At 64.5% G+C, this 23,778-nt stretch carries 22 protein-coding genes; 4 read left to right on the top strand and 18 right to left on the bottom strand.

Annotated elements, in window-relative coordinates:
- Nucleotides 1-6 precede the first annotated feature (6 nt).
- The 16 genes from CEW83_RS16720 to purU all read right to left on the bottom strand — a co-directional run bounded on the left by CEW83_RS16720 (nucleotide 7) and on the right by purU (nucleotide 17,732).
- Nucleotides 7-1,389: an acyl-CoA dehydrogenase family protein gene (locus CEW83_RS16720; protein WP_108950349.1), complete on the bottom strand. Its 1,383-nt coding sequence runs from the start codon at nucleotides 1,387-1,389 to the stop codon at nucleotides 7-9.
- Nucleotides 1,390-1,433: 44 nt separating this feature from the next.
- Nucleotides 1,434-2,510, bottom strand: coding sequence for a heme-dependent oxidative N-demethylase family protein (locus tag CEW83_RS16715; RefSeq protein ID WP_108950348.1), 1,077 nt, complete (start codon nucleotides 2,508-2,510; stop codon nucleotides 1,434-1,436).
- 31 nt (nucleotides 2,511-2,541) lie between these two features.
- The gene (locus CEW83_RS16710; RefSeq protein ID WP_108950347.1) at nucleotides 2,542-3,492 is read right to left on the bottom strand and encodes a PDR/VanB family oxidoreductase; all 951 of its coding nucleotides are present in this window, start codon (nucleotides 3,490-3,492) and stop codon (nucleotides 2,542-2,544) included.
- Complete coding sequence (locus tag CEW83_RS16705; protein WP_159099482.1) at nucleotides 3,489-4,070, bottom strand: dimethylamine monooxygenase subunit DmmA family protein; 582 nt, start codon at nucleotides 4,068-4,070, stop codon at nucleotides 3,489-3,491. The genes CEW83_RS16710 and CEW83_RS16705 overlap by 4 nt, the downstream gene beginning before the upstream one ends.
- Before the next feature lie 11 nt (nucleotides 4,071-4,081).
- On the bottom strand, nucleotides 4,082-5,779 hold the full coding sequence (locus tag CEW83_RS16700; protein WP_108950345.1) for an APC family permease: 1,698 nt from the start codon (nucleotides 5,777-5,779) through the stop codon (nucleotides 4,082-4,084).
- Nucleotides 5,780-6,060: 281 nt separating this feature from the next.
- Entirely contained in the window at nucleotides 6,061-6,468 is a 408-nt protein-coding gene (gene folB / locus CEW83_RS16695) for a dihydroneopterin aldolase (RefSeq protein ID WP_108950344.1), read from the bottom strand.
- 1 nt (nucleotide 6,469) lies between these two features.
- The gene (gene folD, locus CEW83_RS16690; RefSeq protein ID WP_108950343.1) at nucleotides 6,470-7,375 is read right to left on the bottom strand and encodes a bifunctional methylenetetrahydrofolate dehydrogenase/methenyltetrahydrofolate cyclohydrolase FolD; all 906 of its coding nucleotides are present in this window, start codon (nucleotides 7,373-7,375) and stop codon (nucleotides 6,470-6,472) included.
- Nucleotides 7,376-7,463: 88 nt separating this feature from the next.
- Entirely contained in the window at nucleotides 7,464-8,825 is a 1,362-nt protein-coding gene (locus tag CEW83_RS16685) for an FMN-binding glutamate synthase family protein (RefSeq protein ID WP_108951490.1), read from the bottom strand.
- A 24-nt stretch (nucleotides 8,826-8,849) separates the two neighbouring features.
- Nucleotides 8,850-9,539: a protein glxC gene (locus CEW83_RS16680; protein WP_108950342.1), complete on the bottom strand. Its 690-nt coding sequence runs from the start codon at nucleotides 9,537-9,539 to the stop codon at nucleotides 8,850-8,852.
- Nucleotides 9,527-10,435 carry a class II glutamine amidotransferase gene (locus CEW83_RS16675; protein ID WP_108950341.1) on the bottom strand — a complete coding sequence of 303 codons (909 nt, stop codon included), beginning with the start codon at nucleotides 10,433-10,435 and terminating at the stop codon, nucleotides 9,527-9,529. Before CEW83_RS16675 ends, CEW83_RS16680 begins: the two co-directional genes overlap by 13 nt.
- 42 nt (nucleotides 10,436-10,477) lie before the next feature.
- Nucleotides 10,478-11,812 (bottom strand): type III glutamate--ammonia ligase, encoded by a 1,335-nt coding sequence (glnT, locus tag CEW83_RS16670; protein ID WP_108950340.1) that lies wholly within the window; start codon nucleotides 11,810-11,812, stop codon nucleotides 10,478-10,480.
- Nucleotides 11,813-11,845: 33 nt separating this feature from the next.
- Nucleotides 11,846-12,454, bottom strand: coding sequence for a hypothetical protein (locus tag CEW83_RS16665; protein WP_108950339.1), 609 nt, complete (start codon nucleotides 12,452-12,454; stop codon nucleotides 11,846-11,848).
- Nucleotides 12,451-15,351, bottom strand: a complete 2,901-nt coding sequence (locus tag CEW83_RS16660; RefSeq protein WP_108950338.1) for a 2Fe-2S iron-sulfur cluster-binding protein — start codon at nucleotides 15,349-15,351, stop codon at nucleotides 12,451-12,453. The genes CEW83_RS16665 and CEW83_RS16660 overlap by 4 nt, the downstream gene beginning before the upstream one ends.
- The gene (locus tag CEW83_RS16655) at nucleotides 15,351-15,608 is read right to left on the bottom strand and encodes a sarcosine oxidase subunit delta (protein WP_108950337.1); all 258 of its coding nucleotides are present in this window, start codon (nucleotides 15,606-15,608) and stop codon (nucleotides 15,351-15,353) included. Before CEW83_RS16655 ends, CEW83_RS16660 begins: the two co-directional genes overlap by 1 nt.
- Before the next feature lie 12 nt (nucleotides 15,609-15,620).
- A complete protein-coding gene (locus CEW83_RS16650; protein ID WP_108950336.1) occupies nucleotides 15,621-16,862 on the bottom strand; it encodes an FAD-dependent oxidoreductase in 1,242 nt (413 codons plus the stop codon).
- A gap of 9 nt (nucleotides 16,863-16,871) precedes the next feature.
- Entirely contained in the window at nucleotides 16,872-17,732 is an 861-nt protein-coding gene (gene purU, locus CEW83_RS16645; protein WP_108950335.1) for a formyltetrahydrofolate deformylase, read from the bottom strand.
- A gap of 150 nt (nucleotides 17,733-17,882) precedes the next feature.
- Here purU and CEW83_RS16640 point away from each other — a divergent pair, with 150 nt between their 5' ends.
- Entirely contained in the window at nucleotides 17,883-18,476 is a 594-nt protein-coding gene (locus tag CEW83_RS16640; protein ID WP_108950334.1) for a helix-turn-helix domain-containing protein, read from the top strand.
- Nucleotides 18,477-18,534: 58 nt separating this feature from the next.
- Here CEW83_RS16640 and CEW83_RS16635 read toward each other — a convergent pair whose 3' ends face one another.
- Together CEW83_RS16635 and CEW83_RS16630 are read right to left on the bottom strand one after the other, a co-directional pair.
- Nucleotides 18,535-19,926, bottom strand: coding sequence for an ammonium transporter (locus CEW83_RS16635; RefSeq protein WP_108951489.1), 1,392 nt, complete (start codon nucleotides 19,924-19,926; stop codon nucleotides 18,535-18,537).
- 10 nt (nucleotides 19,927-19,936) lie between these two features.
- The gene (locus CEW83_RS16630; protein ID WP_108950333.1) at nucleotides 19,937-20,275 is read right to left on the bottom strand and encodes a P-II family nitrogen regulator; all 339 of its coding nucleotides are present in this window, start codon (nucleotides 20,273-20,275) and stop codon (nucleotides 19,937-19,939) included.
- 461 nt (nucleotides 20,276-20,736) lie between these two features.
- Between CEW83_RS16630 and CEW83_RS16625 the strand changes: the two genes are divergently transcribed.
- The 3 genes from CEW83_RS16625 to CEW83_RS16615 all read left to right on the top strand — a co-directional run bounded on the left by CEW83_RS16625 (nucleotide 20,737) and on the right by CEW83_RS16615 (nucleotide 23,762).
- Complete coding sequence (locus tag CEW83_RS16625; RefSeq protein WP_108950332.1) at nucleotides 20,737-21,708, top strand: Bug family tripartite tricarboxylate transporter substrate binding protein; 972 nt, start codon at nucleotides 20,737-20,739, stop codon at nucleotides 21,706-21,708.
- A 98-nt stretch (nucleotides 21,709-21,806) separates the two neighbouring features.
- Complete coding sequence (locus CEW83_RS16620; protein WP_108950331.1) at nucleotides 21,807-22,250, top strand: tripartite tricarboxylate transporter TctB family protein; 444 nt, start codon at nucleotides 21,807-21,809, stop codon at nucleotides 22,248-22,250.
- 3 nt (nucleotides 22,251-22,253) lie between these two features.
- On the top strand, nucleotides 22,254-23,762 hold the full coding sequence (locus tag CEW83_RS16615) for a tripartite tricarboxylate transporter permease (RefSeq protein WP_108950330.1): 1,509 nt from the start codon (nucleotides 22,254-22,256) through the stop codon (nucleotides 23,760-23,762).
- Nucleotides 23,763-23,778: the final 16 nt, after the last annotated feature.

Below are 23,778 nucleotides of genomic sequence, written 5' to 3'. Positions count from 1 at the left end.
ATTGGCTCAGGCCTGAGCGTCTTCGAGCAGCTTGGAAGCGAAAGCGGCCTTTTCCGACTTGCTCATCTTCTTCAGTTCGTTGTTCAGCACGCGCTGATTCACCGACTGGTTCCAGTAGTCGAGCACCTCGAAACCGAGCAGTGCCGACTTGCCGACGAACTGACGCAGCACCTCGTTGGTGGGGCCCATCACCCAGCCCGCCTTGCCGTCACGCAGCAGGCGCTCGATGCCCAGCGCCGGCTTGTAACCGGTGCCGCCGCAGGCGTGGAGCATCTTGTCGACGACGTTGGAGACGTTCTTGGAGGAGAAGAACTTGACCTGCCACAACCAGTTCAGCAGGCCGGTGCGAGGCAGATAGGCAAGGTCGGCATGACCGGACCAGTCGCAGCCACCGGTCTGATCATCAAGCGCCTTTGCCGCCAGATAGACATAGCTGCGGCTGGCGTTGGTGTCGATCAGGCATTCGCCCACGTAATCCTGGATCGTCGGGTAGTCTGCGACACGCATGCCGACATCGTTGTGCACCTTGCGCGTGGTGTGGTTCTTGGTGATGTCCATGGCGGCCAGGCTGATGCCGTTCCAGCATGCGGAAGAGCACACCAGGAAGAAGGGATCGACCACCTCGTCGTTGGACTTGGCGCCATCGCCCACCGGGCCGACCAGCGCGTCGGGCGCGATATCCACCCCATCGACCGAGATCGGGCCAGACTGGTTGCCGCGCATGCCAAGACCATCCCAGTTGGCGGGATCGGCCTGGATCTGATCCTTGGTCACCAGGAAGCAGGACAGGTCGGAGTAGTTGCCGCCGAAATCGGGCGATGTGGTCTGGATGATGTACCAGTCGGCAAAGCCACCGGATGTGGTCCAGGATGCCTTCTTGAACACCTTCCAGCCGTTCTCGGTGCGTTCGGCACGCGAGGACATCGGATACCAGAAGTGGGAGCCGGTCTCCGGATCGGAGAAGGACAGGGTGCCGATCAGCACGTCCGCGTCGACACGACTGAGGATGGCCTTCAGGCGCTCGTTGCCGTGGTGGCGCAGGAGTGCCGCAGCGCAGGCGCCGAGGTGCATGGTGTAGCACATCGCAGTCGAGGGGCAGCCATACCGCGCGATGGTCTCGACCACCATGGCGGCGCACAGGTGGCTTTCGCCGCGTCCGCCCAGTTCCTTCGGCACGGTCAGACCCAGCAGCCCCATGGCGGCCAGCGCCTCGAAGTTCTTGCGCGGATAGACGTAGTTCTTGTCGCTGTCGATTGCGTTCGGGCGCATCGTGCTCTGGCACACGGCGATCAGTTCGGCCTGCAGGGCCAGCTGTTCGGGGCTGAGCATCCACTGCGGGCTCCATTCCGAGCCGATACCGGTGGGAGCGAGTTCATTGATGGCGTTCATGGCTTTGTCCTTTTACGTGAGGGAATGAATGAGCTGAAATCGGATTAAATCGGCGCGAGTTCGGTAATGTCCGGCCCGATGCCGGTGGCGAGCTCGGCGCCGTCATCGAGCGGTGCAAGCCAGGCCAGCGTGGCCGGCAGGTAACGGGTCAGGCCCTTGTACTCGACCAGTTCGGGCGGTAGCGAAGACAGCACCCGGTGCAGGCGCTTGCCCCACTTGGGCACACGCGCCAGCTCTTCGACCGAGATCAGGAAGCAGCGGATCGGGAACAGGATCGCGTTGCTGCGCGGCAGGCGCCACAGGGTCTGCAGTTCGACGCGCAGGTGCACCTTGCCGCCGGCGTTTTCAACCGTGACCGAGGCGCGGTCCGGGCCCCACTCCGGGTAACTCTCGGGCGAGGTGTCGAGCCGCGGATTGATGCTCATGGTCCAGTTCAGGCGACGCACCGGCTGGCCCAGACGCAGCATGAGCAGATACTTGAGCGCACGCTCGAACACCCCGGCCTGGTGCGCGAGCGGCACCGGTCCGTGCCACTCCATGAAGTTCATGCCCACATTGAACTCCAGCGACCAGTCGGCCTGCGAGGTGATCATGCCGGCGTCGAGGTAGAGATTGTCCTCGCGCTGATCGCAGATCGCGAAGTCGCCCTGGGCCTGACGGGTGATGTATTCGAAGGGCTCGCATGGCAGCGTGTCGGGGTCGCCGAAGATGAAGCTTTGCTCGATACCCAGCGGGCGGTTGATCCACGTCCAGCGACTGCCGAACACATCGCCGTCCTTGGTCAGCGAGAACTGCTCCGGGTAGTCGGCCGCCATGTTCTCCATCAGCAGCTCGAGCGTGTCCCACTGCGCGGTCATCATGTGCGACAGCACCTGGCAGCGGCCGGGGTCCTGCTCAAGCGTCAGCGCGCGGTCGCGGCACTCGGCAATGTAGTGCTCGTCGATGTCGAAGGGGCGGCAGAAGGCGTCGGTCGGGCCGCTGCGGACATGCGGCTCGATGTTGACGCTGTACATGTAGCGGTCTTCCGGGAACGGAAACGGGAAGCGCAGGATGGCCGCGTCGCTGTTGCGGTAGGTGTAGTCGCCGCGGAAGGTTTCTTCGGGCTTGAATACCAGGCTCATGATTGCCTCCGGCTGATTGGGTTGTGCAGGTTCAAAGATCGAGGACGAGACGGGCCGAGCGTGCCCGCGATACGCAGGGCATGATCAGTTGTCCGCCCTCACGCTCGGCGGCGCCGAGGTAATGGTCGCGATGCTCAGGCTCGCCCTCGAGCACGCCAGTGACGCACACGCCGCAGGCGCCGCCACGACACAGGCAGGGCGCACTCGCCCCGATGCGCTCGATGGCTTCGAGCAGGCTTTCGCTCTCGCCCACCTCGACCTCGATGCCGGAGCGGCTGAGGAAGGCGGTGAAGGGCGTGCCGCCCGACAGCGCGGCGCCGAAGTGCTCGCAATGCACATGGCTGGCAGGCCAGCCTGCATCGGCTGCGGCCTGAATGACCTGGTCGTTCAGTGCAGCGGGGCCGCACACATACAGGTGGGTGCCTGCAGGCTGACGTTCGAGCAGCGCCGGGATGTCCAGACGATGACCGTCGGCGTCCCAGTAGTAGTTCAGGTCGCCGCAGTCCTGCAGCCAGGGCGCGAAGGTGCCGGTCTCGGATTCGCGGCAGCACACGTGCAGCGCATGGCTCGCGCCGTTGTGGGCAAAGTCCGCGACATACGACAGAAAGGGCGTGATGCCGATGCCGCCGGCGATCATCAGGTGATGACGTGCCGTGCGCTGCGGCGCGAACAGGTTGCTCGGCCAGCTCGCAACCAGGCGGTCGCCCGGCTTGAGCACTTCATGCACGAAGGCGGAACCGCCACGGGATTCCGGCACCCGGCGCACGATGATTTCATACGCATCGCGCCGACCCGGCTGGCTGATCAGCGAGTACGCGTTGCGCCAGGTACGTGCTTCCCCCTGCAGCCGCAGCTGGATGTTGGCACCGGCCGCAGCCGGCGGCAGCTGCCCGCCGTCTGCCGCTGCCAGGCGCACGTGGCGCAGGCTGGGTGCGATGTCATCGACGGCGACGACAGTCAGTTCAAGGGTTTCGCCGATCATGGAAAGACCTCCTCGCGCTTCGGCACTTCGCCGGGCGCTTCCGCATCCACCATCACCCCCATGAAGGCGCCGAGCCGGCGCGAGAAGTGATCGCGAACCAGCAGTTCGCGCCCACAACCGGTACAGGTCACGATGTTGGTGGTGACGTTCTCGGTGGTCTGGTGGCAATGGGTGCACCACACCCGGCGCTTCAGACTGCCGGCGTGCTGCATCCGGATCTGGCTCGGGCTCAGCCCGGCACGCCCGGCCACCGTCGCCAGCGACCACATGAAGGGTTCGGTACCCTGCAGGTAGAGCCGGTCGGCGATGCCGAAGCCTTCAGGCATGGCCTCGATCGCGGCGGCGGCTTCTTCGACGGTCTGCAGCTTGCACACCTTGCCAGGAGCGAGCGCGGTGGCCGGCGCGCTCACCAGCCAGGTCTGCAGTCGCGCCGCGACCGGGGCGAAGGCCGCCGCAAGCGCGGCCATCTGTCCGGGCGCGAGGGTGTCGCCCTCCACGATCAGCAGATGGACGCCCGCGGTGTCTTCAGCTGCCAGCTCGCGATAACGCGGGCGACTGACGATCTGCGATTGCATCATGTCCGCCACCCTCAGAGCACGGCCACGGAGTGGGCGACATAGACCACCGCAGCACCGGCAACCAGGGTCACGTAGGGCAGGATGCCCGCGCGGCTGCTGACGCCTTCCTCCGCACCAAGGTGCATGTCCTCCACCATCGCCGCAGGGAACTTGCCCTTGTCGGTGATGTAGTGGCGGAAGATGAAGACCGGCAGAATGCTGGCGGCCATCACCAGGCCGGACACCAGCGTGCCTGCGCCCCAGATGTCGGCGCCCATGCCCATCAGCGCCATGTTGCAGAAGGCCAGCACGGTACCGACGCCGATCAGCCAGTTCGGTGCCTTGAACGGACGCGTCCAGGTCGGACGGTCGAGGCGGTGAATCCAGGCGGCGTTGAGGTTCAGGAAGTTGAACAGGACGTAGCAGACGTTGGAGATGGCGAGAACGAAGATGTAGTCCGACATCATCAGCAGCAGCAGGTTGAAGCCGAGGTCGGTCCACATTGCCGGGGTCGGTGCGCCGTTGCGATTGACGTGGGAGAGGTACTTCGGCAGCCAGCCATCGACCGAGGCCTGGTACAGGGTGCGCGAGGAGCCCGCCATCGAGGTCATGATCGACAGCACCAGTGCCAGCACCAGCATCGCCATCAGCACGCGCTCGACCATCGCCCCGCCACCGATCATGTGCGCCATGGCCTGCGCAACGCCCATGCCGCTGTAGATCTCAGGCGCGAGGATGCCGTCATACACGGCAGCGCTCACCACGTTGCCAGCGGCATCGGTCACTTCCGGCGTCACCAGCTGACCGAGGCCAAGCGTGCCCTGGAAGGCAAGCGGCACCACGGTGAACACGAAGATGCACAGCAGACCCGAATACAGGATCGCCTTGAAGGTATCGGTGCGCGGGTTCTTGAATTCGCGGGTGTAGCACACTGCCGTCTCGAAGCCGTAGGTCGACCAGGCGGCGATGAAGAGGCCACCGGCGATCAGGGTCAGGCCACCCATGTCCCAGGCACCGTCGATCACCGCACCGGAAGCGTCATGGGCCAGCGGATACATCGGCGCCAGATTGGCGGTCGATACATCACCCGAGAGCAGCGGCCACAGACCGACGAGCATCAGCGGTGCGAGTGCGGCAATGCCGAGCACCATCTGCATCCGCGCAGCCTGCAGGATGCCCCGGTGCTGGATCGCGAACGCGCCGAGCAGGACCGCCGCGCCGAGCACGAACGTGGCGTTGATGCGCAGCGCCAGATCCGCACGAATCCAGCTCAGATCCAGCAGCGTGAGTTGCCAGGTGTTGATCGCCGCATCGGGCGCAAACAGGATGCTCAGGATGTAGCCCGCAGCCAGACCGGAGCCGATGGCCAGCACCGGCGACCAGGCCAGCCAGTTGCACCACACCGAGAGCGGCGCGAGGATCTTGCTGTAGCGCACCCAGGCCACGGCGCCATACACCGACGCACCGCCCGACTTGTGCGGAAACAGTCCCGCGATCTCGGCATAGGAAAATGCCTGCAGAAAGCCGAAGGCGATCGACACGATCCAGATCGCCCACGACGGCTTGCCCACCGTTGCGGCAATCGAGCCAATTGAAAAAAGCACCAGGGCAGGTACGCCACTGGCCACCCAGAACGCGCCCGCCCATCCGATCTTGCGGTGGAGCGTCGCGCTCTGCTGGCTGCCCCCTGCGAAACCGGCGGCAAGCGGGTCAAGCACCGTTGTGTTCATCCGAGTTCTCCTGAAGGTCGAAAAAAATCGCAAACCGCTGAACGCGGCATGGCCTTCAATGTCCGCTTTGGTGCTGCGACGCACAATCCGACTTTGGGAGTAGCCCGGGGGAGTAAGCCGGTGGAGTAAGCCCGCATGTGGAGGCAGGCGCGCTCGACACATGCAGACGGAAAATGGACGAACCAGGCGGCTGCAGGGGCGGCCGCTGCGGGGGGTGGAAGAACGGAAGAATGGGACCTGCCCGCACCGGGCAGGCAGGTCTCAGTGGGCCCGCATCAAGCTCAGGCCGCAGCCCTGACTGCCGGCACCTTCGTCGCCACAGCCGCCGGCCACACCGCCATGCGGCTCACCGACACCCGGCGCGCGCCCGGTACCGCAGCCGGTTTGGCGATTGTTACCTCCAGCCGCCGGATGGCGAAGCGTTCGCCCAGGGTGTCGAGCATGACCTGGCTCAGGTGTTCGAGCAGGTTGAAGTGGCGCGCTGCGATCAAGGCTTCGAGGCACGCCACCACTTCGTCGTAATCCACCGTGTGGCGGATGTCGTCGCTGCGCCCGGATGCGGCGCCGTCGATGCACAGGGTCAGATCCACCAGCAGGGGCTGGCGCGCGGCCAGTTCGTGCGGGTAGATGCCGATCGATGCTTCAAGCGCCAGCCCTTCGAGACGGATCACGCATTCGTCGGCGCCCATCTCAGACCGCCTTCAGCACCGGGGCTTCCCAGTCCTGATAGTCGTCGGCTGGGCTCGCCTGCAGGCTGCGTTCGGCCGAGCGCAGCGTGTTCTCGATCAGCATCGTCACCGTCATCGGCCCCACCCCACCGGGCACCGGTGTGATCCACGAGGCCTTCTCCTTCACCCCGTCGAAATCCACGTCGCCGACGATGCGGTTGTCCGGCAGGCGGTTGATGCCCACGTCGATGACGATGGCGCCTTGCTTGACCATCTGCGGCACGATCAGACCCGGCTTGCCCGCAGCCACGATCAGGATGTCGGCCAGAATGGTGTGCTGAGCCAGATCCCGCGTCTTCGCGTGGCAGATCGTCACCGTGGCTTCGCGCTGCAGCAGCATCAGCGCCATCGGCTTGCCGACGATGTTGCTCGCCCCCACCACCACCACGTTCTTGCCCGCGACCTCGGTGCCGGTGGTGTCGAGCAGCAGCTGCACGCCGTAGGGCGTGCATGGCGGGAAGATGGTGTTGCCCACCACCAGCCCGCCGACGTTGTACAGATGAAAGCCGTCGACGTCCTTATGCACCGAGATCGCTTCGAGCACCCGGCGCACATCGATGTGGCCGGGCAGCGGCAGCTGGATCAGGATGCCGTGCACCGTCGGGTCGGCGTTGAGCTGGGCGATGCGTGCCAGCATCTCCGCTTCCGGCGTGTCTGCCGGCAGCGCCACGTGCAGCGAGCGCACCCCGCACTCCTCGCACGCCTTCACCTTGTTGCCCACATACACCCGCGAGGCCGGATTGTCCCCGACCAGGATGACCGCCAGGCCGGGGCGCACGCCCTGCTCCACCAGCCGTCCCACGCGCTCGCGAAAACCCACTCGGAGCTGTTTCGACAGCGCCTTGCCGTCGATGATCTGTGCCGTCATGGCTGTCCCTTCTCCGAAAAAAAGGCCGGCCCGGAATCTCCGGCCCGGCCCGATATCGCCTCGTCAGGCGACGGTGGAAATCAGCAGGTCAGAAGCCCTGACCGGGAATCCAGTTGGTGCCGGCCAGCGGCAGGCCGGCCATCGCGGCAGCCTCGATGGTCAGCGCCACCAGGTCCTCGCGTTCGAGGTGATGCACGTTCTGCTTGCCGCAGGCACGGGCGATGGTGGTGAGCTCCATGTTCAGGGTCTTGAGGTAGTTCCTGAGGTGCTTGGCACCGACTTCCGGCGACAGGCGCTGCTCGAGGATCGCATCCTGCGTGGTGATGCCAACCGGGCACTTGCCGGTGTGGCAGTGGTGGCAGAAGCCGGGGGCTGCACCAATGGCGGTGTAGTCGGCTTCGGCAGCATGCAGGGCGCCATTCTGGTAGTAGGTCTCGCCGTTACAGCCCAGCGCAACCAGCACGCCCTGACCGATGGCCACTGCGTCCGCGCCCATGGCCAGCGCCTTGGCGACGTCGGCACCGGTGCGGATGCCGCCAGACACCACCAGCTGAACCTTGCCGATCATGTCGAGGTCTTCGAGCGCATTCACCGCCTGACGCACTGCAGCCAGGGTCGGGATGCCGATGTGTTCGATGAAGCAGGTCTGGGTGGCAGCGGTGCCGCCCTGCATGCCGTCAACCACGATCACGTCGGCACCGGAATGCACTGCCAGCTTGACGTCGTGGAAGGTACGGGTTGCGCCCACCTTCACATAGATCGGCTTTTCCCAGTCGGTGATCTCGCGCAGTTCCTGGATCTTGATCGCGAGGTCGTCCGGGCCGGTCCAGTCCGGGTGACGGCAGGCCGAGCGCTGGTCGATGCCTTCCGGCAGGGTGCGCATCTTGGCCACACGCGGGGACACCTTCTGACCCAGCAGCATGCCGCCACCGCCGGGCTTGGCGCCCTGGCCGATCACCACTTCGATCGCATCGGCGCGACGCACGTCGTCCGGGTTGAAGCCGTAGCGCGAGGGCAGGCACTGGTAGATCAGGGTCTTGGAAGACTGGCGCTCTTCCGGCGTCATGCCGCCATCACCGGTGGTGGTGGAGGTGCCCATCTCGGTCGCAGCGCGGCCGAGCGCTTCCTTCACGTTGGCCGAGAGCGAGCCGAAGCTCATGCCGGCGATCGTGATCGGGATGTCCAGCTCGATCGGCTTCTTGGCAAAACGGGTGCCGAGCAGGGTCTTGGTGACGCACTTCTCGCGATAGCCTTCGAGCGGGTAACGCGACATCGACGCACCGAGGAAGACCAGGTCGTCGAAGTTGGGCAGTTTGCGCTTGGCGCCCATGCCACGGATCTCGTACAGACCATGGGCGGCAGCGTTGCGGATGTAGTCGAGCGTCTTGCGGTCGTAGCCGTGGGACTCTTCGCGCGATACGTTCTTGAAATGCACGGGTTTGGTTTCCATCATCGAGCTCCTCTTGATTCCTGCTCAATATTCCTGGTTCGCGTCGGCGTTCCAGTGGTAGAGGGAACGCTGCGAGGCGATCCGCTTGAATGCCTTGGGGTCGTGATCCAGACCGGCCTTGTCGAGCAGTCCGGCCACGGTGGCGATGTCGGCGTCGGTCATCGGCTCGTACTGCGCATCGGCGCCGAGCGATTTCACCGAGCCCTTCACGTACAGCACCGCCTCGTACAGCGAGTCGCCGAGCGCGTCGCCCGCGTCGCCGCAGATCACCATGGTGCCGGCCTGGGCCATGAAGGCCGAGAAGCTGCCGACCGAGCCACCAACCACGATGTTGCCGCCCTTGAGCGAGATGCCGCAGCGCAGCCCGGCGTCGCCTTCGATGACCAGCAGTCCGCCCTGGGCCGAAGCACCGGCGCCGTTGGAGGCAAAGCCCTTCACGTGCACCTTGCCGCTCATCATGTTCTCGCCCACACCGGTACCGGCGCTGCCGTCAATGGTGATGGTCGCCGACTTGTTCATGCCACCGGCGTAATAGCCGGCGTGGCCGACCACTTCGACACTGATCGGGCAGTCGAGCCCGACTGCGATGTTGTGGGCGCCGTCCGGATTGACGACGGTCACCGCTTCCACCTTGCCTTCCTTGGCATCCGTGTGCAGGAAGGTGTTGAGCTCCCGCAGCGAAGTGGTGGCGAGATCGAAAGTCAGGCGTTCCATACGTACATCTCCTCGGGCGCAGGTTCAAACACATGGGCGTGCTTCACGCCCGGCAGGTGGGCCAGCGAACGGAATTCGGAGGCAATGGCCACGTAGTCATCGGTTTCCGCCACGACGGCGGGCTTGCAGGCAAAGGGATCGCGGATCAGCGCGAGCTTGTCCGGCGTACCCATGAGGAAGGTGTAGAAGCCGTCGAGCTCCTCGAAGCCCTTCTGCAGCGCGGTTTCGAGGTCGTCGCCTTCGCGCAGGCGCCATTCCAGGAAGCGGCACGCAGCCTCGGTATCGTTGTCGGTCTCGAAGCTGATACCGCGCGGCTCCAGCATGCGGCGGATGCCGTTGGGATTCGACAGCGAGCCGTTATGCACCAGGCAGAAATCCTCGCCTGCAGTGAAAGGGTGGGCGCGGTCCGGCGTCACCGCCGATTCGGTCGCCATCCGCGTGTGACCGACCAGGTGCGAACCCTTGAGACCGGCAAAACCGTAACGCGCAGCGACTTCAGCCGGCGTGCCGATGTCCTTGTACAGGTCGATGCTGCGACCGGTCGAAAGGATGTGCAGCTTGGGGTAATGCTCCTTCACCCAGCGCTTCACCACCTCCGGCGCGAGGCCGAAGCTGAGGACCGCATGGTTGCCCTTGGCCTCGACCTGAGCGCTCACACCCAGGTGCGACTTCAGTTCGTGACTGAGGCCGAGCCAGTTGAAGTCGGCGCCGTCTTCGGTGAGGCCGGAATACAGGCTGATCTTGCGCTCGCTCTCGGGCAAGGGCTGACCGAATACCGCGAGGCCGGCCGAGTCGGGTCCGCGCTCGGTCATGCCGATCAGCATCGGGACCATCAACTCGCCCAGTCTTTCACGCAATGCCGGTGTCTTGACCAGCAATCCGACGATTCCACACATGTTTGCTTCTCCTTGTTTCCAATCTTTTTGCGTCAGGCCGAATCAGAAGAATTCGAGGTAGTTCTTGACTTCCCAGTCCGACACGTGACGCATGTACTCCACCCACTCCATGTGCTTGAGGCGCAGGAACTCGTCGGCCACGGGGCCGAGTGCCTTGCACAGCACGGTGTCCTGCTCGAGTGCGATCAGCGCTTCATGCAGGTTCTGCGGCAGGATGCCGATCCCGGCTTCCTTCAGCTGCGCCGGGCTCATCTCGTACAGGTTCTGGTTGTGCGGCTCACCCGGGTCGAGGTTGCGCTCGATACCGTCGAGGCCGGCGGCGATCACCGCAGCGGTGGCCAGATAGGGGTTGCAGGCGCCGTCCGGCAGGCGCAGTTCGAGACGTCCGCCGGGGATACGCACCATCGACGAACGGTTGTTGTCGCCGTAGCTGATGTAGGCCGGTGCCCAGGTGGCGCCGGTCAGCGAACGGCCCACCACCAGACGCTTGTAGGAGTTGACCGTAGGCGCGCAGATCGCGGCCAGCGCCGGCGCGTGGGCGAGGATGCCGGCGAGGAACTGGTAGGCCAGCTTCGACAGCCCGAGGCCGTACTTGTCGGTCCTGTCGGCGAACAGGTTGGCGTTGCCTTCCTTGTCACCGATCGACATGTGGATGTGCATGCCGTTGCCCGGCCGGTTGGCGAAGGGCTTGGGCATGAAGGAGCAGATCATGCCGAGGTCGTTCGCGATCTCGGAGGCCGCCATCTTGAACAGCAGATAGTGGTCGGCCGAGGTCAGGCAGTCAGCGTAGGTGTAGTTGATCTCGAACTGGCCGTTGGCGTCCTCGTGGTCGATCTGATAGACATCGACATCGACCTCGCGCAGGCTCTCGACCAGCTTTTCGAGGAACTCGCGATTGCGCGAAAGCCCCTTGTAGTCGTAACAGGGCTTGGGCAGGGTGTCGGTCGGATCGGTCGGGATGATGTTGCCCGCGGCATCCTTCTTGAGCAGCGAGAACTCCGGCTCGAGCCCGGTGAAGAAGGTATAGCCCTTGGCATCGAGACGCTTGATCTGATTCTTCAGCACCACGCGGGTATCCAGCGGCCAGGGCTCGCGCTTGACGTGGCCGTCACAGGCGATGCGGGCATAGCCCGGCTGCCAGGGCACCAGCGACAGGGTGTCGAGATCACCCACCGCCATGAAGTCGGGGCCGTTGGGTTCGATACCGAGACCCGTCACCGCGAAGCCGGCAAAGCCGGCGCCGTTGGTGATGATTTCGTCGAAATGGGAGACAGGAACGGATTTGGTTTTGGCAGTGCCGTGAATATCGACAAACTGGGCCAGGATGTACTTGACCTTGTTGTCGGCGAGGAACTGCTTGGCTTCGATGGGCGTCATTGACACTCTCCGGATAGGAATGTTGGGATTGGGTTATGCGTATAGATGCTGGGGTAATACCGTGCCGCCACCGAGCTCGTGCGCGATGTCGTGAAGCGTTTCAAACAGATACCGGCCATAGCTGCCGTCACACCAGATGCGGTAAATCAGTCCCTTTGCGCTCTGCTCCGGGAGCACCGTCACACCGACGCCGACCAGACTGGTGAGCACCACCGGACGGTCGGCGGGCTTGAGCGCGGCGAAGTTCACGTTGCAGGTCTGGCGTAGCAGTTCACTCACCCGTTCGCCGCCGAGGACCAGCGCGGCATCCTCGTGCTGCACCGGATACACACCGGCGGCCCGCGGCGCCGTGGTGAGGCGCTCGACCACGGCCGCATCGCCCTCGACCAGAAACTCCGTCATTCCCAGACGTGCGATGCGCCCGCCCTCGCCCAGTGGCAGCCAGGTGTTGGGCTTCTCGGGCACCGGCACCGCCAGGCTGTCGAGCCAGGCGATGGTGCCGGGGCCCTTGCAACCACAGCGCACATCCAGCGACACGTCGGCAATGCCAAGGACTGCGGCGGCCTCGGCCTGCCGCGCTACGTCGGTCAGCAGTTCGGCAACGATCTCCGCCACCGGGCTGCTAGCTAGCGCCTGACTCATACCGCCTCCTTCTGCTTCATGTTTTCAGGGTCGTAGAACGGGGTTGCGCTGACCTCGACTTCGACCATGCTGCCGTCGGTCAGGCGAACGCTGACCTTGGAGCCCACGGTGGCGAGGTCAGGGCGCAGGAAAACCAGTCCGATGTGGCGACCAAGGGCCGCGCTCCAGGCAATGCTGGTGACGCGACCGGCGATGTCGCCGTCGGCGATGACCAGGTTGCATTCCAGCGGTACGCCACCGCTGTAGCCCGGCGGCAGCGTGAAGCCTGCCAACTGCTGCTTCAGCTTCTTCGAGGCGATGGCCTTGAGGCTGCGCTGACCGACGAAGAAGGGCTTGGCCATCTTCACTGCCCAGCCCATGCCGACTTCGAGCGGTGTGGTGAGGCCGTCGGTGTCCTGGCCGATGATGATGTGGCCCTTCTCCAGCCGCAGCAGACGCTGGGCTTCGACACCGAAGGGGCGAACACCATGCGCAGCGCCAGCCGCCATCAGCGCGTCCCACAGCGCGCCGCCGAAGCGTGCCGGAACGTGAATCTCGTAGCCCCACTCGCCGACGAAGCCCACCCGCATCAGCCGGGCGGGGATGTCGGCCACGGTGCATTCACGTACCGCGAGGTAGGGGAAGGCAGCCGCCGAGAGATCGGTCGTTGTCAGTGTGGCCAGCACCTCGCGGGAGCGCGGACCGGCCAGGTTCATCGCGGCGAAGGCGCCGGTGTGATTGACGATGCCGCAATCCAGCCCCCACATCGTGTTGAGGCGCGACAGTTCGCGGTAGATCGTCGCCGCACCCGAGGTGGTGGTGGTGAAGTAGAAGTGATCCTCTGCCAGTCGTGCGACCACGCCGTCGTCGATCACCACGCCCGACTCGTCGCACATCACCGCGTAGCGGGTCATGCCGACCTTGAGGTTGGCGTAGTTGGAGGTATAGACGCGCTCAAGGAACTCGGCGGCCTGCGGCCCGATCACTTCGAGCTTGCCCAGCGTGCCGACATCGATCAGGCCAAGGCCGCCACGCACGGCTGCGACCTCTTCGCGAATGCAGTCCAGCCTCGCCTTGCCCGCCACCTGGTAGAACTCGGGACGCTGCCACACGCCGGCCGGCATCCACTTCGCGCCCAGCGCCTCATGGCGCGAGTGCAGCGGGGTGCGGCGCTCGGGGTTGAAGCCGCGCCCGGCCAGGATCGCCATCGGTACCGGGTGGTAGAAGGGACGCGCCGTGGTGGTGCCGACCTGCTGCGGCTCCTTGCCCGAGAGCCGGGCCAGAATGCGCAGGCCGTTCATGTTGGAGTGCTTGCCCTGGCTGGGGCCCATGCCCACGGTGGAGTAACGCTTGAGCAGCTCGATGTTGTCGAAGCCTTCCTGCACCGCGTTGTGGAAATCCTTGAGCTGCAGGTCCTCGTCGAAATCGACGAAGTTCTTGCCCTCGGGGTGGGCCACGATCGGCCACGGATGGCTGGGCGATTCCACTTCCGGCGCAAGCGCGCTGCCGACGGCCTCGCCGAAACCTGCAGCCGCTGCGGCGTGACTGCCTGCGCGGGTGCCATCGGCCATGCGCCGCGAGAGCTCATGCACACCGTTGACACGGCCGCAGGCGAACACGCCGTCGGGCAGCACATCGGGTACGAACTGCTCGACCGCGCGGTCGAAGCGCATCCTGGTGCCAGCCTGGTACAGCAGGTTGGCAGCCGGCGCCCAGCCCACACTCATCAGGATGCCGTCACAGGCGATGTCACGCAGGCTGGCGGCAGGCGAGCCGTCCGCCTGCACCGCGCCGACGCGCGCTGCGGCCACGCTGGCACCATCCGCACCCGGTACCGCCTCGACGACGCAGCTCGACATCAGCACCTCGACCTTGGCATCGCGCAACTGCCGCGCCAGCGGAGCCGCCATGCCCGCATCCGCACGCAGATCGACCACGGCCGCAACCGTCACGCCACGCGCCAGCAGATCAAGTGCCGCGCGGTAACCGTCGGCGTTGGCCACCAGCACCAGGGCACGCTGCATCGGCTTGACGCCGTAGCGGTGCATCAGACGCTGGGCGGCCGAAGCCAGCATGATTCCGGGCAGATCGTTGTAGCGGAACACCGCCGGCTGTTCAAAGCCGCCGCTGGCCACCACCACGCTGCCGGCACGCATCTTGAGCATGCGCTCGGCGCTGACCAGGGGCAGCCAGTGATCCTTGTAGTAGCCCGCCGCATAGGTGCTGGTGAGCACCCGGATCCGCGGGTTGGCAGACACCTGGGCCATCAGGCCGGTGAGGAGCTCGACCCGCGCCGGATCGTTGCCGATCTGATAGCCGGCGCTGCCGCCTGCGCGTGCGTTCTCATCCACCACCACGACCTCGGCACCCTGGGCAGCGGCGGCAAGCGCAGCGGACAGACCGGACGGACCGGCACCGATCACCAGCACATCGCAGAAATCGTAAGCCTTGGGGGTACGACGGGTGGGGCTGTTGAGATCGACCTTGCCCAGGCCGGTCATCGCACGGAACATGCGCTCCCACATCGGGAACAGACGCTTGGTGTGAAAGGCCTTGTAGTAGAAGCCCACCGGCAGGAAGCGGGCGAAGCGGCCGAGCACCCGACCCTTGTCGCCGTCGAGGCCGCCGAAGGTGTTGACCGCGGTGAGATCCATGCCGGCCTGCAGCGGCACCACGTCGGCACGCACATTGGGCTGGTCGCCCCACTGATGCAGCGCATTGGTGTCGTGGTTGGCGAGCGAGAGCACGCCACGCGGGCGGTGATACTTGAAGCTGCGGCCGAGCACGCGGACATCCGCACCCCACAGGGCAGAGCTCACCGTGTCGCCGGCGTAGCCGGTGTAGGTGCGGCCTTCAAACTTGAATTCGATGGGTGCGGAGCGGTCAATCCACTCGCCGCTGGTGGCGGGCAATCGCATCACGCATCTCCCTGATAGAAGTAGGTCTTGAGCACGATGTCCTTCTCGGTGTCGCGCTCGGCGATGAACCAGGTGTTGCTCGGGGTGTGGCACCACCACTCGCGCTTCACGCCGGGGGCGCCGTTGCGGTTGAATACGTAGTCGGCCCACTCGACGTCCGTGCAGGCGTCGGGGTCCGGCATCGGGCGCACTTCGCCCCAGTAAAAGAACTCGGAGACCGGGCGCGGGCCGTTCAGGGGACAGGTCATGATCTTCATGGCGTGATTCCTTTAGTGGCCGACCGAAGCCGCACCCTTTTCACCGGTCAGCGCGTAGTTGCTGAAGCGGTCGAGGGAGAAGCCGGTGATCAGGGGATGTGGCGTGTCATTGACGAGGGTGTGGGCCATGGTCTTGCCGCACACCGGCGTGGCCTTGAAGCCCCAGGTCCCCCAGCCCGAATCGAGGTAGAAGCCTTCCACCGGCGTCTTGCCCATGATCGGCGCGAAGTCCGGCGTCATGTCGGCCATGCCGGCCCATTGCCGCATCACCTTCACGTTGGACATGAAGGGGAACATGTCGAGCATGTGCGAGGTGAGGCCCTCGACGAAGTCCAGCGTCGAGCGCGTCGCATGCAACTCGTACGGATCGAGCGAGGCGCCCATCACCAGTTCGCCGCGTGCCGACTGGCTGATGTAAACGTGCAGGCTGCCGGACACCAGGATCGGATCGAGCCAGGGCTTGACCGGCTCGCTGACCATGGCCTGCAGCGGATGGATGTAGATCGGCGTGCGCACGTCGACCATCTTCAGGATGCGCGGGGTCGAACCGGCGACCGCACACAGCACCTTGTTGGTGGAGATGTAGCCGCGCGAGGTGCTGACCCCCTTCACCTTTCCGCCCTGCACATCGATGCCGAGCACTTCGGTCTGCTGGTGGATCTCCACCCCGCGCTGGTCGGCACCGCGGCCGTAGCCCCAGGCCACCGCGTCGTGACGTGCCACCGAACCCGGTGCGTGATAGAGCGCACCGAGGATGGGCGAATGACCGGCGCACGAGAGGTCGATCATCGGCGCAGCTTCTTTCACCGCTTCCGGGCCGACCACTTCGGAATCGACGCCGTAGTGCTTGTTGACCTCGGCACGCCAGCGCATGGTGCGCAGCGCCGAATCCGTGTGCGCCAGCGTGAAGTGGCCGCGATTGGCGTAGAACAGGTTGAGGTCGAAGTCGCGCGACAGGTCCTGCCACAGGTTCACCGACTCGTCGTAGAACTTCACGCCCTCGGGCGTGAGGTAGTTGGAGCGGATGATGGTGGTGTTGCGGCCGGTGTTGCCTCCGCCGATATAGCCCTTCTCGAGCACGCACACGTTCTTGATGCCGTGCTCGGTGGCCAGGTAGTAGGCCGCGGCGAGGCCGTGGCCGCCGGCACCGATGATCACGACGTCGTAGCTCGACTTGAGCTTGTCGTGGGTGGTGAACATCCGGGGCTCCGGATGCTTCCTGTTCAGGGCGAAGCGCAATAGACGCCAGGGCATGGCTGTTCCTTAGCGGAAAACGACGGTTTTATTGCCATGCACAAGCACCCGGTCTTCCAGGTGGTAGCGCAGGCCGCGGGCGAGGACCGCTTTCTCGATGTCCTTGCCGTAGCGCACCAGATCTTCCGGTGCGTCCGAGTGGTCGATGCGGATCACGTCCTGCTCGATGATCGGGCCCTGATCGAGCTCCGAGGTCACGTAGTGGCAGGTCGCGCCGATCAGCTTCACGCCACGCTCATAGGCCTGGTGGTAGGGCTTGGCGCCCACGAAGCTGGGCAGGAAGCTGTGGTGGATGTTGATGATCCGGCCCGGGTAGCGATCGCACAGCCCCGGCGACAGGATCTGCATGTAGCGCGCCAGCACCATCACGTCTCCCCCGGCTTCGCGGTACAGGTCCTCGACCCTGGCGTAGGCCTCGGCCTTGGTGTCGGGCGTGACCGGCACGTGATGGAAGGGAATGCCGTGCCACTCCACCAGCCCGCGGAAGGTCTCGTGGTTGGAGATCACGCACGGGATCTCGATGTTCAGCTCATCGGCATGCCAGCGCGACAGCAGGTCGTACAGGCAGTGCTCCTGCTTGCTCACCATCACCACCACGCGCTTCTTGCGCGCGCTGTCGCTGATCTTCCAGTCCATGTCGAATTCACGTGCGATCGGCGCGAACTTCTCGCGCAGCACATCGATGTCGAAGGGCAGCGAGTCGGCCAGGATCTCCTGACGCATGAAGAAGCGCTTGCCGTCCACGTCCGCGTGGTGGTTCGCCTCGGTGATCCAGCCCTGGTGGCCGGCGAGAAAGCTGCTGACAGCGGCGACGACCCCCACCCGATCCGGGCAGGAAAGCGACAAGGTGTAGCGACGCGGTGGTGACATGCAAGGCCTCTGAAGTTTCATGTGACGAACTAATGATTCACATTCTGCACAGCAGCATTTTCTAAGTCAACTTTATTTCTTCACAGGAAACCCGAGTTTCCGGACCTTATGCAATAATTCTGGAAACGCCTGTTTTTCAAAGGAGAAAACATGTCCGAGTCGACCTCGACGGGGAGTCTCGAGCGCTATCTGGGCAACACGCTGCGCGAGATCCGGCTCAAGCACGGACTCACGATTGCCGACGTCGCCACGCTCGCCAACATCAGCCGCGGCATGCTGTCCAAGATCGAGAACGCCCAGACTGCGACCAGCCTGGAAACCCTGTCCCGCCTTGCGCAGGCGCTGGGTGTTTCACTCGCAACGCTGTTCAAGAGCTATGACGTTCCGTCCGGCAGCGCCCAGCTGGTGCCGAAGGGCGACGGCATGGAAGTGGTGCGGCGCGGCACGAAGCGCGGCCACACCTACCATTTGCTGTCTTACGGCCAGGGGCCAACAAAGACCTTCGAACCTTTCCTGATCACGATTGATCACGAATCCGAAACCTTTCCGATCTTCGAGCACCCCGGCACCGAGTTCATCTACATGCTCGAGGGCAGCATCGAATACCGTCATGGCCAGCACACCTATGTGCTCAACCCGGGCGACGCCCTCACCTTCGATGGCGAGGTTCCGCATGGGCCGGAAAGAATGATCCAGTGCCCGATCCGCTTTCTGAGCATCCTGATGTACCCGAACCCGGCCTGACCCTGAATGCCTGCGGCCTGCCGCCGATACCGGCGGCAGGCCACGAACAGCGTTGCGATCAGGAGTGATAGGCGGTTTCGCCGTGCGAGCTGATGTCCAGGCCTTCGCGCTCTTCTTCTTCAGAGACACGCAGACCGATGGTCAGGTCGACCAGCTTCAGGGCAATGAAGGACACCACGGCAGACCACACCACGGCTGTACCCACACCCCAGGCCTGGGCGATCACCTGCGACATCATGTCGTACTCGGCGACCGAGTCGGTGACGTAGTCCCACACCCCGGTACCGCCAAGCGAAGGCGCGGCAAACACGCCCGTCAGCAGCGCGCCGACGATGCCGCCGATGCCATGCACACCGAACACGTCGAGCGAGTCATCCACGCCGAGCGCACGCTTGAGGCCATTGACGCCCCAGTAGCAGATCACACCGACCAGACCGCCCATGATCAGGCTGCCCATCGGGCCAACGAAGCCGCACGCGGGGGTGATGACCACCAGACCGGCGATCGCACCCGAGATCGCGCCAAGCATTGAAGGCTTGCCCTTGCGCGCCCACTCGGTCAGCGTCCACGCGAAGGTGGCGGCGCAGGTTGCGAGCATGGTGTTGATGACCGCCAGCGTGGCGACACCGGTGGCTTCCATGTTGGAACCGACATTGAAGCCGAACCAGCCCACCCACAGCAGCGAGCCGCCGACCATCGTCATCGGCAGGTTGTGCGGAGCCATGGTTTCGCGGCCGTAACCAAGCCGCTTGCCCACCATGATCGCGGCGACCAGCGCGGCGATACCGGCATTGATGTGCACCACCGTGCCACCGGCAAAGTCGAGCGCACCCTTCTGGAACAGGAAGCCTGCCGTCGCGGTTGCGGCATCGGCAGCCTCGGCGCTGGTATAGGCGTCAGGACCGGCCCAGAACCACACCATGTGTGCCAGCGGCAGATAGGAGAAGGTGAACCACAGCGCCATGAAGACCAGCACGGCCGAGAACTTGATGCGCTCGGCGAAGGCACCCACGATCAGCGCCGGGGTAATCGCAGCGAAGGTGAGCTGGAAGGCGATGTAGATGAACTCGGGCACGACCACGCCCTTGCTGAAGGTGCCGGTCAGAGAATCCGCCGTCACGCCCTGCAGGAAGAGCTTGTCGAAGCCGCCAATGAAGGCATTGCCTTCGGTGAAGGCGAGCGAGTAGCCGTAGATCGCCCACAGGATGCCGAGCATGCAGAACACCACCAGGGTCTGCATCAGCACCGAGAGCATGTTCTTGGCACGTACCATGCCACCGTAGAACAGCCCCAGGCCGGGTGCAGCCATCATCACCACGAGCAGGGTCGACACGATCAGCCAGGTGACGTCGCCCTTGTCGGGTACCGGTGCAGCGGCCGTGTCTGCCCAGGCGGGCGACATGAACAGCATGGCGAACAGCATCGCCAGCGGCGCGAAAATTTTTTGCATCATGTTCTCCTTACAGGGCCTGCGCACCGGACTCACCGGTGCGGATTCGTACGGCATCGAGAAGATCGAAAACGAAGATTTTTCCGTCGCCGATCTTGCCGGTGACGGCAGACTTCTCGATCGCGGCGACGGCGACATCGACCAGCGCATCGTCCACCGCGACCTCAACCTTGGTCTTGGGCAGAAAATCCACCACGTACTCGGCCCCGCGGTAGAGCTCGGTGTGCCCCTTCTGGCGTCCGAAACCCTTGACGTCGGTGACGGTGAGCCCCTGCACACCCACCTCTGCCAGTGCCATACGCACTTCGTCGAGCTTGAACGGCTTGATAATTGCGCTGATGAATTTCATTGCGCACGCCTTTGCGCCGGCATCGGCACCGCTGCTGTCCTGTTCATGTTCATGTTCATGTTCTAGAAACTCCCTGTATTACGCGTAAAGAAAAAATGTTTCCTCACATGAAAAGCAGGAGCCGTGCCAAGTCAGCACCATATGAAAAATCAACGATTTACCTGTATGAATATTTGATTCATGCACAAAAATGCGGCCTGAGGCCTGAATGCGCACCACGATGGGCCGCGAATGTCCCGTGGCGCGGCAGTGACGGGAGATCCGGGTGTCGGGTGCGGCGGGCGCGTGCGCGGCGGAATGCTGACCGGCGCGGCGAGGCCTGCTTCGCCGGCAGGATGGGTTCGCGCTGATTCTTTCAGACTGAAAGCAGATCGAAAGCAGTGCCTCGTATCTTCCGTCACGCGTCGTCAGCGCCCTTTGCGCGACGGCTGGATGAGATTACATAACGGAGGAGACCCGAGATGTTTAACAAGACCCTTATTGCCATTGCCGCCACCCTTGCCCTGGGCAGCGCCCACGCCGCCGCGCCGGAGAAGCCCGAGTGCATCGCGCCCGCCAAGCCCGGCGGCGGTTTCGACCTGACCTGCAAGCTCGTGCAGGGTGGCCTGCAGAACGGCAAGTTCATCGATGCCCCGATGCGCGTGACCTACATGCCGGGTGGTATCGGCGCGGTTGCCTACAACACCGTGATCGCACAGCGTCCCGATGAAGGCGGCACCATCGTGGCCTTCTCCGGTGGCTCGCTGCTCAACCTGGCCATCGGCAAGTTCGGCCGCTACAGCGTCGACGACGTGAAGTGGCTCGGTTCGGCCGGTGCCGACTACGGTGCCATCATCGTTCGTGCCGACTCACCCTTCACCAACCTCAAGGAACTGATGGCCGCGATCAAGGCCGACCCGAGCAAGGTCGTGTTCGGTGCCGGTGGTTCGGTCGGCAGCCAGGACTGGATGAAGTCCGCGCTGGTCGCCAAAGCGGCCGGCATCGACTTCAAGACCATGCGTTACGTTGCCTTCGAAGGCGGTGGCGAGGCCATGACCGCACTGCAGGGCGGTCACGTCCAGGTGTATTCGGGCGACGCTTCGGAAGTGGCAGCGCAGATGAAGGGCGGGCGCATCCGTGTGCTGGGCGTGCTGGCCGCGGACCGTCTGCCGGGCGAACTGAGTGGCGTGGCCACGGCCAAGGAGCAGGGTTACGACGTCGAGTGGCCGATCATCCGCGGCTACTACATGGGCCCGAAGGTCTCCGACGCCGACTACAAATGGTGGGTTGCAACCTTCGACAAGATGCTCGCCTCCCCCGAGTTCGCCAAGCTGCGTGAAACCCAGGGTCTGTTCCCGCTCGACCTCACCGGCGCCAAGCTCGACGCCTACGTGAAGGAACGCGTCAAGCACTACGCCGAACTCGCCAAGGAGTTCGGGATGGTCGCGCAGTAAGCATCTCTGTACCGGTCCCGGTGTGCTGACCAGACGGGTACCGCCACGGCGGTGCCCGCGACTGTACACGGGCCCATTTCACGCGACTGGAGGACACCATGAGCGAACGCATTTTCGGCGTTTTTCTGCTCCTGCTCTCTGCAGGCGGCATCTATTCCGGTTGGGACCTCAAGGCCCCGATCTCGTATGAACCGGTGGGCCCCCGTGCCTTCCCGCTGCTGGTCTTCGCCCTGCTGGGCGTGTGCTCGCTCGGCCTGATGCTGAGCAAGCGTCCGGCCACCGAATGGGCGCCATCGCCCACGCTGGTGCGCGTTGGCGGCATGTTTGCGGTGATCCTGGCCTACGCGTTCCTGTTCGACAAGCTGGGCTTCGTCATTTCCACCGCGCTCATGAGCATTCCGCTGGCACGCTTTTTCGGCGGCACCTGGAAGCAGTCACTGATCGCAGGCGCGGGGCTCGGCGTATCGCTGTTCCTGATCTTCGACCGGCTGCTGGACGTCGTATTGCCGACGGGCCTCTGGCTCAAGCCACTACTGGGGTAAATCATGGAAGTCATTTCGCATCTGCTTGACGGCTTCGCCGTCGCCGGGACCCCGACCAATCTCCTGATCTGCCTGATCGGCGCCTTTCTGGGCACGATCATCGGCATGCTGCCGGGACTGGGGCCGATCAACGGGGTCGCCATCCTGCTGCCCATCGCCTACGCCATGAAACTGCCGCCCGAGTCGGCGCTGATCCTGCTCGCCGCAGTGTATTCGGGCTGCGAGTTCGGCGGCCGCATCTCGGCCATCCTGATCAACGTACCGGGTGATGCCGGCGCGGTCATGACCACGCTCGACGGCTATCCGATGGCCAAGATGGGACTGGCCGGACCGGCGCTGTCGATCTCGGCCGTCGCCTCGTTCACCGGCGCCATCATCGCCACCTTCGGCATCGTCGCCTTCGCCCCGCTGCTCGCCAACTGGGCGCTGGCGTTCGGACCCGCGGAGTATTTCGCGCTGATGGTGCTGGCCCTGTCCTGCCTCGGCGGCCTGGTGGGCGACTCGCTGCTCAAGGCCATGGTCGGCGTGCTGATCGGCCTGATGCTGTCGTGCGTGGGCATTGACGCCAACAGCGGCGTCTATCGCTACACCTTCGATCTGCTCCATCTGTCGGACGGCATCCCCTTCATCGTGGTCGTGATCGGCCTGTTTGCGGTCAGCGAACTGATGCTGATGCTGCAGAGCCATCATGGCGGCGTGCAGCCGGTCGAGGTGACCGGGCGCACGATGTTCAACACGCAGGAATTCATGCGCGCCAAGTGGACCATCCTGCGTTCATCGGTGGTGGGTTTCTTCGTTGGCGTGCTGCCCGGCGCAGGCGCCTCGATCGCATCCGCGATGACCTACTCGATGGAGCGTCGCATGGCCGGCAAGGACCACAGCTTTGGCGAAGGCGACGTCCGCGGCGTGGCAGCGCCGGAAGCGGCGAACAATGCCTCGGCCTACGGTTCGCTGATCCCGATGCTGACCCTGGGCGTACCTGGCTCGGGCACCACCGCGGTGATGATCGGCGCACTCACGCTGTACAACATCACGCCGGGCCCGACCCTGTTCCAGGACCAGCCGGTGATCGTGTGGGGCCTGATCGCCTCGCTCGCCATCTGCAGCGTGATGCTGGTGCTGATGAACATCCCGCTGGTAAAGCTGTTCGTGAAGTTCCTGCAGATCCCGAACTGGGTCCTGGTACCGGGCGTAGCTGCGGTGTCGATGGTCGGCGTGTATGCGGTGCATGGCACCACCTTCGACCTCATCGTCGGCACCCTGCTGGGCGGCTTCGGCTTCCTGCTGCGGGCGATGAACTTCCCGATGGCGCCCTTCATCCTCGGCTTCGTGCTCGGCGACATGATGGAGCAGAACCTGCGCCGGGCGCTGTCGATCAGCAATGGCGAGCTCGACATTCTGGTTTCGAGTCCGATCTCGATCGGTCTGTGGGTAGCCGCAATCGCGATGCTCGTCGGCCCCCGTCTGGCGAAGGCGATCGATGCACGCCGCAACCCGCAGGCTGCCGCGTAGTTCAATGGCCTGGCGG

This window comes from Parazoarcus communis (assembly GCF_003111645.1).
In the GTDB taxonomy this organism is placed as follows: domain Bacteria; phylum Pseudomonadota; class Gammaproteobacteria; order Burkholderiales; family Rhodocyclaceae; genus Parazoarcus; species Parazoarcus communis_A.
Note: the sequence above shows the minus strand (reverse complement) of the source record. Positions and strands in the feature narration are given on the sequence as shown.

Excerpts from the sequence above, each read along its gene's own strand:
- CEW83_RS16710 (WP_108950347.1), bottom strand. The coding sequence starts at position 3,492 with ATGATCGGCGAAACCCTTGAACTGACTGTCGTCGCCGTCGATGACATC.
- CEW83_RS16720 (WP_108950349.1), bottom strand. The coding sequence starts at position 1,389 with ATGAACGCCATCAATGAACTCGCTCCCACCGGTATCGGCTCGGAATGG.
- CEW83_RS16660 (WP_108950338.1), bottom strand. The coding sequence starts at position 15,351 with ATGCGATTGCCCGCCACCAGCGGCGAGTGGATTGACCGCTCCGCACCC.
- CEW83_RS16640 (WP_108950334.1), top strand. The coding sequence starts at position 17,883 with ATGTCCGAGTCGACCTCGACGGGGAGTCTCGAGCGCTATCTGGGCAAC.
- CEW83_RS16630 (WP_108950333.1), bottom strand. The coding sequence starts at position 20,275 with ATGAAATTCATCAGCGCAATTATCAAGCCGTTCAAGCTCGACGAAGTG.
- CEW83_RS16635 (WP_108951489.1), bottom strand. The coding sequence starts at position 19,926 with ATGCAAAAAATTTTCGCGCCGCTGGCGATGCTGTTCGCCATGCTGTTC.
- CEW83_RS16665 (WP_108950339.1), bottom strand. The coding sequence starts at position 12,454 with ATGAGTCAGGCGCTAGCTAGCAGCCCGGTGGCGGAGATCGTTGCCGAA.
- CEW83_RS16615 (WP_108950330.1), top strand. The coding sequence starts at position 22,254 with ATGGAAGTCATTTCGCATCTGCTTGACGGCTTCGCCGTCGCCGGGACC.
- CEW83_RS16675 (WP_108950341.1), bottom strand. The coding sequence starts at position 10,435 with ATGTGTGGAATCGTCGGATTGCTGGTCAAGACACCGGCATTGCGTGAA.
- purU (WP_108950335.1), bottom strand. The coding sequence starts at position 17,732 with ATGTCACCACCGCGTCGCTACACCTTGTCGCTTTCCTGCCCGGATCGG.
- glnT (WP_108950340.1), bottom strand. The coding sequence starts at position 11,812 with ATGACGCCCATCGAAGCCAAGCAGTTCCTCGCCGACAACAAGGTCAAG.
- CEW83_RS16650 (WP_108950336.1), bottom strand. The coding sequence starts at position 16,862 with ATGCCCTGGCGTCTATTGCGCTTCGCCCTGAACAGGAAGCATCCGGAG.
- folB (WP_108950344.1), bottom strand. The coding sequence starts at position 6,468 with ATGGGCGCCGACGAATGCGTGATCCGTCTCGAAGGGCTGGCGCTTGAA.
- CEW83_RS16620 (WP_108950331.1), top strand. The coding sequence starts at position 21,807 with ATGAGCGAACGCATTTTCGGCGTTTTTCTGCTCCTGCTCTCTGCAGGC.
- CEW83_RS16705 (WP_159099482.1), bottom strand. The coding sequence starts at position 4,070 with ATGATGCAATCGCAGATCGTCAGTCGCCCGCGTTATCGCGAGCTGGCA.
- CEW83_RS16655 (WP_108950337.1), bottom strand. The coding sequence starts at position 15,608 with ATGAAGATCATGACCTGTCCCCTGAACGGCCCGCGCCCGGTCTCCGAG.
- CEW83_RS16680 (WP_108950342.1), bottom strand. The coding sequence starts at position 9,539 with ATGGAACGCCTGACTTTCGATCTCGCCACCACTTCGCTGCGGGAGCTC.
- CEW83_RS16685 (WP_108951490.1), bottom strand. The coding sequence starts at position 8,825 with ATGGAAACCAAACCCGTGCATTTCAAGAACGTATCGCGCGAAGAGTCC.
- CEW83_RS16700 (WP_108950345.1), bottom strand. The coding sequence starts at position 5,779 with ATGAACACAACGGTGCTTGACCCGCTTGCCGCCGGTTTCGCAGGGGGC.
- CEW83_RS16625 (WP_108950332.1), top strand. The coding sequence starts at position 20,737 with ATGTTTAACAAGACCCTTATTGCCATTGCCGCCACCCTTGCCCTGGGC.
- folD (WP_108950343.1), bottom strand. The coding sequence starts at position 7,375 with ATGACGGCACAGATCATCGACGGCAAGGCGCTGTCGAAACAGCTCCGA.
- CEW83_RS16715 (WP_108950348.1), bottom strand. The coding sequence starts at position 2,510 with ATGAGCCTGGTATTCAAGCCCGAAGAAACCTTCCGCGGCGACTACACC.